Source organism: Rhodococcus sp. IEGM 1381 (genome assembly GCF_030056795.1).
In the GTDB taxonomy this organism is placed as follows: Bacteria; Actinomycetota; Actinomycetes; order Mycobacteriales; family Mycobacteriaceae; genus Rhodococcoides.
In genome coordinates, this window is sequence record NZ_JASHKQ010000001.1 from 1,271,358 (window position 1) to 1,284,879 (window position 13,522).

Genomic DNA, 13,522 nt, shown 5'->3' on the forward strand with positions numbered 1-13,522 from the left:
CCGTCATCCCAGGGCGACGGGGAGCAACCCACGGGGCGTCTCGGACGCGATGTCGGCCAGCGCGTCGTCCAGCTTCGGGTATCGAAATTGATAACCGCTGTCTGTCAGCACATGTGGATCCACCCATCGGCTCTTCAAGACCAGCTCTGCCTCGGTGCGAATCACCCGAGCACCGAATTGCAGCAGCCACGCCGGAGTCGGCAATCCGCGGCTCCGGCCCATCGCGTTCCTGACCTGATGCATCAGCTCTTCGTTGGTCACCGGGAACGGAGTGGCAACGTTGACAGGACCGGAAATGCCTCGGTTGTCGTGAAGATGATCGAGCACACGTGCAACGTCCGCGACGTGCACCCAGCTGAACATCTGACCGCCGTCGCCCATCGTGCCGCCGAGACCGACTCGTGCCAGATCGATGATCGGATTGATGGCCCCGCCGCCTGCGCCCAATACGATCGACAGACGAAGCGCCACTCTGCGAATGGCCACATCAGCGTCGAACAATTCACGTTCCCAGGCGCGAGCTACCTCGACCGAGAAGCCCGACCCCAGCTCACCCGATCGCTCGTCCATCGGCCGATCACGCGAGTCGCGATATATGGTTCCGGTGCTCGCGTTGACCCACAGCTCGGGTGGGTTCGGTACCTGAGCCAAGGCACGCCCGAGTTGGGCGGTCGTCTGAATTCGCGACGACATGATCGCGTCGGCGTTGGTCTTGTTGTAGCGACAGCTCACCGACCGGCCCGCGAGGTTGACGACGAGATCGGTGCCGTCGAGTACATCGACGACGCTGCGGTGGTCGGACCACGTTGCGTCGCTCGAGGTTCCGCGGCCGATGGTCCGGACTCGAATTCCGCGCGCTTCGTAGGCTCGACGCAGATACTGCCCGATGTAGCCGGAGGCACCGCAGATGACGACAGTCGCTAGTGAATCATTCACTGGTCCAACCCTTCCGAAGTGGTCATTCGTTTCAACAGACCGGCCACGTCGGTGACCAGCCCCCGCGCCACGGGGAGACGAGCAAGGCGGACGGCCTTGGATACGACGGGCACGAGCCCGTCGACCAGTGCGCGAGTGCGTCGCTGGTTGTCCGAGGAGTCGGTCACCCAGTGCAAAGTGACTCCCATGTAGATCATCCAGAGCAGTGTCGGGAGAGCGTCTTTCAGGGACGCAGGAACCTTCTGTTTCGACGCGCTCAGGGTGGTTCGCATGAGGTCGATGGCCATAGTTCTGGCGTCGGACGATTCTTCCGAGAACGGACTGGAGCTCGTGCTCGTCGGCAACGCCAAATGCAGGAAGGATCCACCGAACGCGTGATAGGGCTCCATCACGTCCAGGCCGGAATGCAACATGGCGGCAAGATTTTCGGACAGTGAGCTGCCGTCGACGAGAACGCTCAACGCACGCTCGCGATGATCGCGCTGAATCACCATGTACAGCTCGTTGACGAGCTCATCCTTGCCGGCGAAGTAGTAGTAGGCATTCCCCAGTGAGACGCCTGCTTCGTCGGCAATGCGACGCATGGTGGTTGCCTGAAACCCCTCCTCGCGAAACAGGCGAAGAGCTACCTCGACCACCTTGTCTCGGGTGTCGGACGTGCGAGCCATCGATTCGCCTCATTTCTGAACGTGTTCAAATTCGACCATAGACCGGTGTTTGAACATGTTCAAGTCCCTGGCCGTGAGGTTCACCCGGGGCGCCCTGCCACACCGCGATGCACGGAACTCGGCAGGCTCTACGGTGTACATATGGTCTATTGGGCGATGTCACAGGTGGATTCGACGGCCGGCATCGCGGTCCGTGACGGCTACGTCGACGGCGACGACGCTGCATTCGGCGAGATCGTGGATGCCGCGTCGGCGTCCCTGGCGGAGGGGCCGTCGGCCGTCGTCTGGGCGACATTGAGCGCGACGCATGTCCCGGTACCCGAGTTCGGTGATTTTTCGAAGTCTCGCGTCGACCTCATCGCTGACGTGGAGCGACGAATCCGCGACGAGGAGAAACGGCAACGATCCAGCGGATCGATGCCGTCGAGCAGTCTGCATCAGACGCCACCGGGTTCGGTTCGGGAACAGTGGTCGCGCATCGCGGACTGGCTGCACGATCGGTTTCCGGAAAACTCGATCTCGGGTGCCGAATCCGAATCGATCGAACAGGCGATATCCGCGACTGGGCAGAAGTGGCCTGCGGAACTCGTCGAGTTCTTCGAGTTGGTCGACGGCGATACCTCGGGGCCCGCATTCGTCGCGATCTTGCCGCGCTTCCAATTCTTGAGTCTCGACCACGTGGTTGGGGAGCGAGCAAGAATGATCGAAATCTGGGCCGACGTGTGGAGCTCACGTGGGCTGGAAGTGCCGCCCTCCGCAGGGGAGAATGCATTCACTTTCGCTCCTGCATTCGTCCCGTTTGCAGGCATGGACGGTAACTTCCTGTTCGTCGACACTCGACCGGGTGGGTTGTATGGATGCGTCTCCGAGTTCGACAAGTCGGGCTCGGATGAACGCGGTCCACGTTGGCTGTCGATCAGCGCCATGCTGACAGATCTGGCAGACAGTCTCACCCAGAACAGAGAGTTCGACGAGGGCTGGATGTGGTCCGTCGAAGGCGGCGCGCTTCAGTGGGATTGGAGCCGCGCAAAGTCGGTTGCACGGGACATCAGGCGTGCCATCCATGACGGCCGTAGTTGAGGCCCTTAGTGGCGGGTCCGATTTCTGGAAGAACGCCGCGGCCCGTCGTCGTAGGGTCGCTGCTATGAACCGCGAACCCTTTGTGGCAAGTCGACATGTGGCTCGAGTCATCAGGCGCACTCCCGAGGAGGTGTACGAGTTCGCAGCGAATCCTGCGAACCTACCCAGATGGGCAGCAGGATTGGCGAACAGTCCTGTGACCATCGACGGCGATCGACTTCTCGCCGAATCGCCGATGGGGCGGGTGACAGTCCGCTTCGTTTCACACAACGAGCTCGGCGTCCTCGACCATGACGTGACGTTGCCGTCAGGGACCGTAGTGAACAATCCCGTCCGAGTGCTGAGCCATCCGAATGGCGCGGAAATTCTGTTCACGGTCCGCCAGATCGAGCTCAGCGACGAAGAATTCGAGCGTGATCTCGGCATGGTCGCCGAAGACCTGAAGAGACTCGCGGAGGTGTTGGAAGCTCACTGACCACGTGCGTCCATCAACATGGAGATGTACGCGTCCAATCGATCTTCGACAACACGTGGCGTCAAGTCGGTGCGGCCCGCTTCGCGCCACGGGGCAGCCCACAACTGCACCTCCTCGGAGCAGGCCAGCGCGTCACGCACGCGCCAGTACTGCCGCGTTCGTCCGTTCTGGGAAAGCACGCCGCCGGCCTCTTCGTAGGCAAAGGCGAACCGCGGTCCCCACTGTGGCCCGTGCAGCAGAGCAAGATTGGTCGAGCAGTGCGCTACGTCGAGGTCTGTCGGACCCCACGAGGCGCCCGCCCAGTCGACAACTCCGGTGATGCGGGCTGCGGAGTTCTGCGATACGTCGAACAGAACGTTGCCGGGTTGGAAGTCGCGATGCAGCACTCGCCCGTCGTATGTCGGCACAGGCCCGCGAAGTAGGTCTTGTGCGGCGGCCCATACTTTCGTGTCGGCCCGTGCGGGCACCACGACGGTATCGGCAGTCGTCATCGCTTGATACTCACGGGGCCTGGTATCGGAATTCACCGCATGAATCTCGACGAGTTGCCGGGCAAGAAGGGGGACCCGTTCGTTCACGCCCTCGTCGGTGAGGACCGTCGAACCCGGCAGTTGGGTCATAAGGAGCGACGGGTATTCACAATGGGCAGCGGTGGGATCGACTGCCACCAGTTGGGGAACCGGCATGCCCGAGCCCGAAAGAAGTGTCAAGGCTGCGCTTTCCCGGCGCAACCAATCCTCGACGTGTAGCACGCGGGCTGAATCTGTATAGGTGCGCAACACCAGGTTCCGACTGAATCCATCTGTCGTTCGGACGGTCAGCTTCCGCATCTCTGCGGTGATACCGCCGGACAGTGTTTCGGATTCGACGATTCGTTCACCTGCGTTCAAGTGACGACTCACCCATGCTCGACTGGACGCACCCATGGTCGAGGGAGATTCGGCTCCGGTCACGGTGTCACCGTCTCACATCGATCGAACCTGCGTGGCCGAGTACTCACTGCACTGCGCGCATCGGGTGAGCAGGTCGTGTGTGCACGAGACGACGTGTACGAGGAAGCGCTCGGCATAGTCGAGTTGAGCTTGTTGTCGTCGTATCCGAGCCAGTTGTTCTTCGATCACTGCGGTTCGCTCGGGCTCGTCTCGATGAAGTATCAGGCGAATATCGGCCAAGCTGATCCCCACGCCTTGACAAGCACGCAACACCCGCAGTCGTCGCACATGTTCCTCGTTGTAGTCGCGGTGGCCCGACGGTAGGCGCTGTGGCACAACGACACCGACGTCGTCCCAATGCCTGAGGACGTGGGCGGGAACGTCGAGTTCCTGCGCAACCTCTCCGATCTTCACCCGCCGATGTTCTCACGTTGACTTCAGGTCGACCTGAAGTTCTAGATTCATCGCCATGGTGACCGACAGATTCGACCTACCAGAGCCCATCTTCGCATCCGTTGGCGGCGACACGGTAGCGACTTACGAGATGAGACCCGAGACAACGGAACCGTCCGCCGATGTGGTGTTCTGCCAAGGAACACCCTGGTCTGCTCAGGTCTGGGCCGAGGCCGCTCGACATCTCAGCGGTGGACATCGGGTCTACCTGTGGGACATGCCCGGATACGGCTGATCCGCACAGGGATCCGATGTGCGGACCGACCTACCCACCCAGATGCTGCGCTTCGCAATGTTGCTCGACCACTGGCGGTTGGAGCGGCCCTTCGTCATCGCGCACGACATCGGCGGTGCAGTCGCCCTGGGCACCCATCTGATGCGCGGCCGCGACTACAGCAGTTTGTACTTGTGGAACGTGGTGACGCTGGACCCGTGGGGATCTCCATTCTTCCGGCTGGTTGCGAACCACAGTGACGTCTTCGCTGCGTTACCGGCGCCCTTGCATACGGCGCTGGTCTCCGAATACATTGCGGGAGCGGCACATCAGCGGCTGGACCGAGACACCGTGGCGATGTTGGCCGAACCCTGGGTATCCGACGAGGGTCAGCCTGCGTTCTACCGACAAATCGCCCAGCTACACCCCGAACACACGCGACCCATCGTCGACGCCCTACCTCGAGTCCGCTGCGCCACCTCCATCGGATGGGGCCAGCAGGACCCCTGGATTCCCGTCGAACAGGCATATCGACTGAAACAGTTGTTGCCGGGACAATCGAATGTGATCACTCTTCCCGGCGTGGGGCACCTGAGTCCGCTCGAAGCTCCATCACTCGTCCAACAAGCATTGGACGCGTGGTTGGCGTCAACGTGAGCCGGGCCATCGGTCAAGAGGACCGAAGCTGTCCGCATCTACTCCTACCGTCGGCATCGCACCTGGAAAACCGGGTCTCGCACGCCGTCGAGAGGGACAAAGATGAACTCAACCGAAACCGCAGCGGTAGTTCTGCGCGCGCACCGCACCGATGTGGGTCAGCGGCCGTCCGAGCTGCTGGAAGTTCGGGTCGCGTCTCAGCGGCCTATCGGGGATGGAGAAGTGCTCGTAGAGAACATTTTTCAGCAGATTGTTGCTGTGAATGCCGACCTGATGTTCGAGAACCCGGGTCTCCCACTGCCGGCCTTCGAGGTCGGTGCGCCTCTGTACGGGCCGGCGATCGGGCGGGTCGTGGAATCTCGATCGGATACTGCGGTCGGAACCGTCGTGCAGCACAACCAGGGGTGGAGGGACCTGACTGCGATCGCGTCGAACGCGGTATTTCCCGTTCCCGACGGAGTGTTCCCCGGCCCCGAGTACATGCTCAATCAAGGAGTGACGTCCTTCCATGGCATGGTCGACATCGCAGGAGTGGGTGCGGGCGATGTGGTTCTGGTCAGCGGGGCGGCAGGTGGAGTGGGGTCGATCGCGGGGCAGATCGCCAGGGCGCGAGGAGCCGCGCTGGTGATCGGTATCGCGGGTGGTCCGGACAAATGCGCTTACCTCACCGAGCAGCTCGGCTTCGATGCGGCGATCGACTACAAGAACGAGGATCTCGACGCTCGCCTAGATGAACTCGCACCGGAGGGCATCACCGTCTTCTTCGACACCATCGGCGGCACGCAGTTCGAGACGGCCGTCCGACACGCAGCCTTCGGTGCGCGACTTGCGCTGTGTGGGGCTCTCGCCGGACAGATCGGCGGCGGTCACGGCGGACATCCGCGCTTGGACATCATGACCGCGATTGTCAAGGAAATTCAGATTCGGCCGTTCACAACCATGCATACCCCCGAGCAGATCCAGGCTTGGATCGGGCATTACGTCCCCTCGTTCTCGCAGGGCACGATCACCTTTCCACACACCGTGCTGGAGGGGCCACTGGGTCGAACGATTACTGCGCTGGACGAACTCCTGGCAGGTGACCATCGTGGAAACCTGATCGTGAAGCTAGCCAATTGACGTGATTCATCGAGCCGGTGTCGGCATGCCTCGTGGATACTGGGTTCCGTGGTGCTGAGACGAATGGGGACGTCCCTTATCGGAGGCAGAGGGGCCCGGTGGCTTCGCGAGCTGAACGAGCGACACGCATGGAGCCACAACGACTACTTTCACAGTTGGATTCTGGCGAACCTGCCCCAGATGCGCGGCAGTGCGGTCGACTTCGGTTGCGGACGTGGCGGCCTGGTGCGTGCCCTGGCTCCCCATTTCGACCAGGTCGTCGGGGCGGACCGCGACTCGGAGATGCGCCGGATCGCAGAGATCACCTCTGCCGATGTAAACAATGTGTCGATCACGGATCACCAACTCGACTCCTGGGCAGACGATTCGATCGATCTTGTGACTATGGTCGCCGTCCTTCATCACCTCGACATCGACGATGCCCTGCGCCATGTCGAGCGAATTCTCGCCCCACACGGTCGCGTGCTCGTCGTCGGGCTCGCACCACCGAGAAGCGCACGAGATTTGCTGTGGGATTCCGTCTCCATCGTCACCAATCCGTTGATCGGATTTCTGCACCGCCCATGGCCGAGCCCGGTGACAGCACCGCCGCCACCGTTCCCGGTGAAGGACCCCGTGCTGAGCTTCGACGGGATCGGACACATGGTGGAAAAGCGGCTCCCGGGCGCGGTCATGCGACACCGCATAGGGTTTCGACACACGATCGAGTGGACCAAGCCGGGTGTGTAGTCACACCCACGGTGCTCGGCGTTCCCACCATGGCATCGTTCTGGACCGGTCGATTTCGACAGTCACGTCGCGATACCGCTGATCCAGTCGAGTTACCGCGACGCGTAATCGGTGGGCCCGACGCCCATCGCGTCGCATGAGTCGTTCCAATGCGTCGCGCGGCCCGTCGCCGAAGAAGTGGCCGTCGCACCCTGGGCAACCCGTGAATCCGGCCAAGATCGGCACCCGATTGTCGAACAACGCTCTGGGCTTTTGATCGACGCGATCCTCGAGATACTCGACTCGTCGACGCCACTGCGCCAGATATTGGAGTGCCCAACCATCGGTCCGCGCCCTGCGCGGCCTGTGGGGGTTCATCGGACGAACGGGGGCATTGCCCTCTCGTGCAGAATTGTCATCATAAGCGCCGTGTCGGAGGCGGGGCCGGTGAGTGATACGGATTGGTTGAGCGAACGATACCGCAGTATCGACACTTCCAGAAGTCCACGCAGGGGAAGGGGGAGTCAGATGTGGGATGTGCAGACGGCGGGTGTTCTGCAGTTGCCGTCGGGCAGCCTGGTTCGCGGACGTGCCCTTCGTCATTCGATTCCCGACGGCCCGCGGCCGGATCTCGGGGTCTACCTGCAGGGCAGGGATCCTGGCGACTTCGACTGGGACAGCCGATGGGTTCGTTGGCCCGACTTCTGGCTCCCGTCCGACTCGAAAGAGCTCGCGGTGATACTACGAGAAGTATTGCGTCGCTGCGTAACCGAGAGAGTCGAGATCGCGTGCACCGGTGGTGTGGGTCGAACGGGCACAGCGCTGGCGTGTCTTGTTGCGCTCGACGGTATTCCCGGCAGTGCAGCCGTTGACTACGTTCGGCACAACTACGCGCGTCGGGCAGTGGAGACGCCCTGGCAGAAGCGCTTTGCGAAGACATTCGTGAAGCCGGGTTCTCTGCTCTGAGCAGAATCTCCGACACCTCATGGAATCGAGGCCTAGGCTCCGATCATGGGCGAGGTCATACGAATCGATGAGCGCCGAGCAGCGCGAACAGTGGAACCGTTGTGGCGTGAGGTGGTCGGCCGGAGGTTACGCGAGCGCAGGCACGCCCGAGGCGACACTCTGGCCGAGACCGCTGCCCGCGCAGGCATTGCGCCGCAGTACTTGTCGGAGGTCGAACGTGGCCGCAAGGACCCGTCGAGCGAAATCCTTGCGGCCGTCGTGGGTGCGTTGGGGACGTCCATGGCAGACATCTCACGCCTTGCGCATCACGACCTGTCGCGAGGAGACGCGACGTTGATGGCTGCCTGACGCCCCTCGAGAACCTGGTCGACGACGCCGTACTCGCGTGCGGCGAAGGCCGTCAACACCAGATCCCGGTCGGTGTCGTGGCGCAGTGTCGCCGCGTCGCGTCCCGTGTGTTTTGCGAGGATCGATTCCATCTCAGCTCGGACTCGGACGACCTCGTCTGCAGCCAGAATCAGGTCGGGAATGGTGCCGCGGCCCTGCGCCGCAGGTTGATGCAATACCACCCGACTGTGGGTCAGCGCAGAGCGTCGCCCCGGTGCCCCGGCGGCGAGTAGCACTGCGCCAGCTGCAACGGCTTGACCCACACACGTTGTGGCAACCGGTGATCCGATGAACTGCATGGTGTCGTATACGGCCAGCATGGCGGCCGTGTCACCGCCCTCGCAGTTGATGTACATCGAAATCTCCTGATCGGGGGAGTCAGCCTCCAAGTGCAGAAGTTGCGCGATCATCGCGTTCGCGACACCTGCATCGATCCCGGTACCGAGGTAGACGATGCGCTCACTGAGCAAGTGCGAATAGACGTCGACGACGCGTTCTCCGCGCGAATCTCGCGTGATGACATTGGGAATCGTGTACGTGCTCATCGGGCCATCTCCATTCCGAAGGCTACCCGTCGCGCGGGCATGACCTGATCGAACGAGTCGACGATCGTGTCGACGAACCCGTAATCGCGGGCAGCCTCCGCAGTGAACCAGCGGTCGTGAAGGGAGTCGTCGAAGATCTGCTCACGTGTTTGCCCCGTGTCGTCGGCGATGAGACCGAGCACGGTATCGCGGGTGTGCCGCAGATCGTTGGCCTGCACTTCCACTTCGACGGCCGACCCTCCGATGCCTGCCGAGCCCTGGTGCATGAGAATCCGTGAATGCGGCAGGGCGTACCGCTTTCCGCGAGTGCCGGATGAGAGCAGGAATTGACCAGCGCTGCAGGCCAATCCGAGCGCGAGGGTCGAGACGTCGCAGGGCACGAGTTCCATCACATCGCGGATGGCGAGCATTGCGGGAACCGAGCCTCCCGGAGAGTGAATCCACAGTGCAATGTCGGCGGAGGAATTCTCGGCCGCCAAAGTCAGCAGGTGAGTGGTGAGGACGGTACCGTTGTCGTCGTCGAGTGGGCCGTCGAGCACGAGAACTCGATGACGGAGGAGTTGGTTGCGGAGTTCGGGCGGGAACATTCGAGGCGATTCGCTCATGTCCCGAGTGTGAATCCGAATTCGGTTGCACACCAGCTGTTCTGCTGTGGGCAGCGACTCTGCTCACAGCTGCGTCGGCCGCCGAGGGACAATGGTGAGATGACTGCACTCGAGTTCTCCGAATCCATTGCCGTCTCCGCGTCGGTCGACAAGGTGTACGCCGTCGTCTCCGACGTCACCCGAACGGGTGAGTGGAGCCCGATCTGCCAGGAGTGCTGGTGGAACGAGCCCGACGGCGGTGGCGTCGGATCGACGTTCACTGGCCGCAACGTGGTGCCGGGCCGCACGTGGGAAACGGTCTCGACGGTGGCAGCAGCCGAGCCCGGACGCGAATTCGCCTGGGTGGTGGGCGACAACTTCGTCCGCTGGGGCTACACCCTCGAGCCGGTGGACGGTGGCGCACGCCTGACCGAGAACTGGAACTTCCTGCCCGGAGGCATCGCCCACTTCCACCGCAAATTCGGCGACGACGCGCAGCAGGAAATCGACACTCGTAGCCAGGCTGCACTCGATGGCATCCCTCGAACGCTGGCGGCAATCAAGCGAATCGTGGAAGCCGGGGCCTGACTGGCCTTCGACGGATAGCCTGTTTGCATGGCGGCAACCGTTCTGCGAATGTCCACGGTCCTCGAATCACGAGGCCCAGCAGCAGCAATTGTGCTCAGTGACGAGCAGGTCGCATCCCTCGGTTCCACCAAGACTCCGCCGGTTCGGTTCACGATCGGTGGACAAGCGGTGCGCGGGCGTATCGGACGCATGGGCGGCGAGAATCTGCTCGGACTCAACAAGAGCGTTCGCGCCACATTGGGCGTCGAGGCCGGCGACACTGTCGACGTGACCATCGAGTTGGACGACCAACCGCAGGTGGTGGAGGTGCCTCCGGTGTTGGCGGCAGCCCTGGACGCGGATCCCGCTGTCCGAGCAGCGTTCGATGCGCTGGCACCGTCGACGCGTAAAGAGCATGCCCGATCTGTCGCGGACGCCAAGCGTGACGACACCCGCGAGCGGCGTGTCACGGCCATCGTGCAGGCTCTTCGGCCCTGAGTACTGCCGGCTCCGTGACACCACCAAGGCTTGACGTGACACCATGGTGGTGTCATTGTTGATCCATGGAACTTGGGCAGTACGTCAACGATCTCCAACGTCGACTGGTCGAATCGGCAAGGACCGGAGACGAGAACACTCGTGTCGCCGCTGAACGACTCGTCGACGGTATGGATGCGGCAACGCGTCTGGTGATGCTCGACGTGCTGTCGGCCGCGGTAGGTGACATCAACCGCGACCTTGCCCCTGGTTCGGTGGACATCAGGCTGCGTGGACGTGAGATCGAATTCGTCGTGGCGGCACCTGTGGCGGAACCGGAAGATGACGAGCACACATCTCCCACAGTCGAACTCGACGACACGAGCACATCTCGCACGACTCTTCGGCTGCCGGATGCGCTCAAGTCTCGGGTGGACGAGGCCGCAGCCTCGGACGGCATGTCCGTGAACACCTGGTTGGTGCGAGCCGTCGCCGCTGCTCTTCAACCCAAGCAACGCCGCGCTGCGCAACGCACGGTCCGTACCGGTGACAACTTCGCCGGTTGGGCGCGCTGAGTCTCCGAACCACCACACCTTTTCAGTAGCTCTGCACCGAGCAGGGTTTCACAACCATGCCCATAGGGAGGCATCGCCATGTCCGAATTCGCTACCCCGACGCCGATAGACCTGGCCATCGATCTGCAGGTCGGCAGCATCGAAGTCGTTGCGGCAGAACGCACCGACACCGTCGTGACCGTCACACCCACCAACCCATCGAAAGCCGTAGACCGCAGAGGGGCCGACAACACAAGGGTCGAGTTCGACGGTGAACGGCTCACCGTGATCGGCCCCAAGGCGCGCATCAGCTTTTTCGGGCCGACAGAGTCCATAGAGGTGAAAGTCGAACTGCCGCAGGGATCTCGATTCACCGCAGAACTCGCGGCTGGAAGTCTGCGGACACGGGGCGATCTCGGTGCCGTGCGCATCAAGAGTTCGATGGGCCCGGTCGAATTGGATTCGGTAGAGGATCTGTGGGTGCGGGCCGGGCACGGTAACGCGACGGTCGCTACGGCGCTGGGCAATATCGACATCACTGCCGACCATGGACAGATTCGACTCGGAACGGTCGTCGGCGATGCGACGGTCAAGGCGTCGCACGGCTCGATCATGGTGCGCGAGTCGGGCACCGACCTCGACGCCAAGCTCTCCTATGGAGATCTCGATATCGAGAAGTCACTCGGCGCAGTGAGTGCGAAGACTGCGTACGGCAGCATCACACTCCACGAAGTATGCAGTGGTGCCGTCCAAGTCGAGAGCGGATACGGACAGATCACCGTCGATGTGCAGCGAGGCGTGCCGGCATGGCTCGACCTGTCCTCGAAGGACGGGCATGTTCGCAACGAACTCACTCCCGAAGGCGCACCCGACGAGACGGAGGAAAGTGTCACGATTCGCGCTCGCACACGGTACGGCGACATTGCTATCCGGCATACCCAGCACAGCTGAGAAGAACAGGCACCCCGTGACTACATCTGTCATTCACGTCCGCGGACTGCGAAAGTCTTTTGGCGACAAGCGTGTACTCGATGGCGTCGACCTCACTGTCGGCACTGGTACCGTCACCGCGCTGCTCGGATCCAACTCGGCTGGCGGTGGCGATGGGTATGGCGTCGAAATCGGTGGAAACCGCGAGCAACCTGCCGATGTTGTTGTTGCTGTTACCTTTTCTGGGCAGTGGGTTCGGTCCGACCGACACGATGCCGTCGGGACTGCGATGGTTCGCCGACTACCAACCTTTCACGCCGTTCGTCGAAACCCTGCGAGGACTGTTGGACGGGGAGCCACTGGGGGCGAATCTGCCACTGGCACTTGCCTGGTGTGTGGTGATCAGCGCCGCAGGCTATACGTGGTCGATGGCGACCTACGAGAAGAAGTCGGTTCGCTGAGAACTACCGGTCGTGCTTCGGTGATCAAGGGCCGTGAGATGCAAGTCCGGGCCATGCCTGGTACTCGCATCGGCAACCCGGTCACTGGTGAGGTGACGTACAGCCCGCCTGAAGGTCGTGACTTGATCGAGGCGAAGCTCAGCGAGTGGGAACGCTTCGTGCATGCCGACGACGGGATGGACCCACTGGTGCGAATGGCCGTCGCGCACTATCAGTTCGAGGCGATCCACCCGTTCGCCGATGGCAACGGCCGAACCGGGCGAATCCTCAATGTGATGCTTTTGATCGAGGCAGGTCTCCTCAGGATGCCTGTGCTGTACCTTTCGCGCTACATCATCGACACCAAGAACGACTATTACCGTTTGCTACTGGCGGTGACGTCCGAAGCGGCGTGGGAGGCGTGGGTCCTGTACGTCCTCGCAGGCATCGAACGCACGTCGAACGACACACTCCGCAAGATCGAGGCGATCCGTGCGCTTCAGGACGACTTCAGCGTGCGAGCCCGTGCTGTCACCAGGGGCGGGGCCGATTCCGAATTTCAGTCGGTGCTGTTCGAGCAACCCTACTGCCGAATCAACACCGTCATCGCGAGATGCGGTGTCTCGCGGCCGACGGCAACTGGTTGGTTGAACGCACTGGTAGAAGCCGGTCTGCTGCAGGAAAGCAAAGTTGGGCGGGATCGTCTGTTCATCAACCGAGAGTTCCTTCGACTACTGGTCAGAACAGAAGGCCCCGCAGGTCGAAGTTGAATGGCAAGAAACTTCACATATCGTGGAGACGTGTAATAAATCGAGACCATTTTTTACATA

21 protein-coding genes are annotated in these 13,522 nt (G+C 62.1%); 14 read left to right on the top strand and 7 right to left on the bottom strand.

Going from position 1 to position 13,522, the window contains the following annotated elements:
- Window positions 1–3: 3 nt before the first annotated feature.
- The gene (locus tag QM797_RS06110; protein ID WP_283274296.1) at window positions 4–936 is read right to left on the bottom strand and encodes a TIGR01777 family oxidoreductase; all 933 of its coding nucleotides are present in this window, start codon (window positions 934–936) and stop codon (window positions 4–6) included.
- Window positions 933–1,604, bottom strand: coding sequence for a TetR/AcrR family transcriptional regulator (locus tag QM797_RS06115; RefSeq protein WP_283274298.1), 672 nt, complete (start codon window positions 1,602–1,604; stop codon window positions 933–935). Before QM797_RS06115 ends, QM797_RS06110 begins: the two co-directional genes overlap by 4 nt.
- Before the next feature lie 156 nt (window positions 1,605–1,760).
- Here QM797_RS06115 and QM797_RS06120 point away from each other — a divergent pair, with 156 nt between their 5' ends.
- Window positions 1,761–2,684 carry an SMI1/KNR4 family protein gene (locus QM797_RS06120; protein ID WP_283274300.1) on the top strand — a complete coding sequence of 308 codons (924 nt, stop codon included), beginning with the start codon at window positions 1,761–1,763 and terminating at the stop codon, window positions 2,682–2,684.
- A 64-nt stretch (window positions 2,685–2,748) separates the two neighbouring features.
- Entirely contained in the window at window positions 2,749–3,159 is a 411-nt protein-coding gene (locus QM797_RS06125) for an SRPBCC family protein (RefSeq protein WP_283274301.1), read from the top strand.
- On the opposite strand, the gene QM797_RS06130 is transcribed toward QM797_RS06125, so the two are convergent.
- Window positions 3,153–4,085, bottom strand: a complete 933-nt coding sequence (locus QM797_RS06130) for a phosphotransferase family protein (protein WP_349307191.1) — start codon at window positions 4,083–4,085, stop codon at window positions 3,153–3,155. The two genes, QM797_RS06125 and QM797_RS06130, sit on opposite strands and share 7 nt — an antisense overlap.
- 39 nt (window positions 4,086–4,124) lie before the next feature.
- Window positions 4,125–4,505 (bottom strand): MerR family transcriptional regulator, encoded by a 381-nt coding sequence (locus QM797_RS06135; RefSeq protein ID WP_283274302.1) that lies wholly within the window; start codon window positions 4,503–4,505, stop codon window positions 4,125–4,127.
- A 55-nt stretch (window positions 4,506–4,560) separates the two neighbouring features.
- Between QM797_RS06135 and QM797_RS06140 the strand changes: the two genes are divergently transcribed.
- The 4 genes from QM797_RS06140 (at window position 4,561) to QM797_RS06155 (ending at window position 7,263) form a co-directional block, all read left to right on the top strand.
- On the top strand, window positions 4,561–4,779 hold the full coding sequence (locus QM797_RS06140; protein WP_283274303.1) for an alpha/beta fold hydrolase: 219 nt from the start codon (window positions 4,561–4,563) through the stop codon (window positions 4,777–4,779).
- A gap of 18 nt (window positions 4,780–4,797) precedes the next feature.
- Window positions 4,798–5,415 (top strand): alpha/beta fold hydrolase, encoded by a 618-nt coding sequence (locus tag QM797_RS06145; protein ID WP_283274304.1) that lies wholly within the window; start codon window positions 4,798–4,800, stop codon window positions 5,413–5,415.
- A 102-nt stretch (window positions 5,416–5,517) separates the two neighbouring features.
- Window positions 5,518–6,534, top strand: coding sequence for an MDR family NADP-dependent oxidoreductase (locus QM797_RS06150; protein ID WP_283274306.1), 1,017 nt, complete (start codon window positions 5,518–5,520; stop codon window positions 6,532–6,534).
- Between the two features lie 63 nt (window positions 6,535–6,597).
- Entirely contained in the window at window positions 6,598–7,263 is a 666-nt protein-coding gene (locus QM797_RS06155) for a class I SAM-dependent methyltransferase (RefSeq protein ID WP_283274308.1), read from the top strand.
- Here the strand turns inward: QM797_RS06155 and QM797_RS06160 are convergent, their stop codons facing one another.
- Window positions 7,264–7,620, bottom strand: a complete 357-nt coding sequence (locus QM797_RS06160; protein ID WP_283274309.1) for a hypothetical protein — start codon at window positions 7,618–7,620, stop codon at window positions 7,264–7,266. It abuts the gene before it with no gap.
- A 150-nt stretch (window positions 7,621–7,770) separates the two neighbouring features.
- Here QM797_RS06160 and QM797_RS06165 point away from each other — a divergent pair, with 150 nt between their 5' ends.
- Both QM797_RS06165 and QM797_RS06170 read left to right on the top strand, forming a co-directional pair.
- Window positions 7,771–8,208, top strand: coding sequence for a protein-tyrosine phosphatase family protein (locus tag QM797_RS06165; RefSeq protein WP_283274310.1), 438 nt, complete (start codon window positions 7,771–7,773; stop codon window positions 8,206–8,208).
- 45 nt (window positions 8,209–8,253) lie between these two features.
- Entirely contained in the window at window positions 8,254–8,556 is a 303-nt protein-coding gene (locus QM797_RS06170) for a helix-turn-helix domain-containing protein (RefSeq protein WP_283274311.1), read from the top strand.
- On the opposite strand, the gene QM797_RS06175 is transcribed toward QM797_RS06170, so the two are convergent.
- Window positions 8,514–9,140, bottom strand: coding sequence for a ClpP family protease (locus tag QM797_RS06175; protein WP_283274312.1), 627 nt, complete (start codon window positions 9,138–9,140; stop codon window positions 8,514–8,516). The genes QM797_RS06170 and QM797_RS06175 overlap by 43 nt on opposite strands.
- A complete protein-coding gene (locus tag QM797_RS06180) occupies window positions 9,137–9,745 on the bottom strand; it encodes a ClpP family protease (protein WP_283274313.1) in 609 nt (202 codons plus the stop codon). Before QM797_RS06180 ends, QM797_RS06175 begins: the two co-directional genes overlap by 4 nt.
- Before the next feature lie 99 nt (window positions 9,746–9,844).
- On the opposite strand from QM797_RS06180, the gene QM797_RS06185 reads away from it, so the two are divergent.
- The 6 genes from QM797_RS06185 to QM797_RS06210 all read left to right on the top strand — a co-directional run bounded on the left by QM797_RS06185 (window position 9,845) and on the right by QM797_RS06210 (window position 13,462).
- Complete coding sequence (locus QM797_RS06185; RefSeq protein WP_283274314.1) at window positions 9,845–10,312, top strand: SRPBCC family protein; 468 nt, start codon at window positions 9,845–9,847, stop codon at window positions 10,310–10,312.
- A gap of 27 nt (window positions 10,313–10,339) precedes the next feature.
- Window positions 10,340–10,789 carry a YdeI/OmpD-associated family protein gene (locus tag QM797_RS06190; protein ID WP_283274315.1) on the top strand — a complete coding sequence of 150 codons (450 nt, stop codon included), beginning with the start codon at window positions 10,340–10,342 and terminating at the stop codon, window positions 10,787–10,789.
- Between the two features lie 65 nt (window positions 10,790–10,854).
- A complete protein-coding gene (locus tag QM797_RS06195) occupies window positions 10,855–11,343 on the top strand; it encodes a histidine kinase (RefSeq protein ID WP_283274316.1) in 489 nt (162 codons plus the stop codon).
- A 78-nt stretch (window positions 11,344–11,421) separates the two neighbouring features.
- Window positions 11,422–12,273, top strand: a complete 852-nt coding sequence (locus QM797_RS06200) for a DUF4097 family beta strand repeat-containing protein (protein WP_283274318.1) — start codon at window positions 11,422–11,424, stop codon at window positions 12,271–12,273.
- An 80-nt stretch (window positions 12,274–12,353) separates the two neighbouring features.
- Window positions 12,354–12,713 (top strand): ABC transporter permease, encoded by a 360-nt coding sequence (locus QM797_RS06205; RefSeq protein ID WP_283274319.1) that lies wholly within the window; start codon window positions 12,354–12,356, stop codon window positions 12,711–12,713.
- Window positions 12,714–12,766: 53 nt separating this feature from the next.
- Window positions 12,767–13,462, top strand: a complete 696-nt coding sequence (locus QM797_RS06210) for a Fic family protein (RefSeq protein ID WP_283274321.1) — start codon at window positions 12,767–12,769, stop codon at window positions 13,460–13,462.
- The last annotated feature ends 60 nt before the right edge of the window (window positions 13,463–13,522 follow it).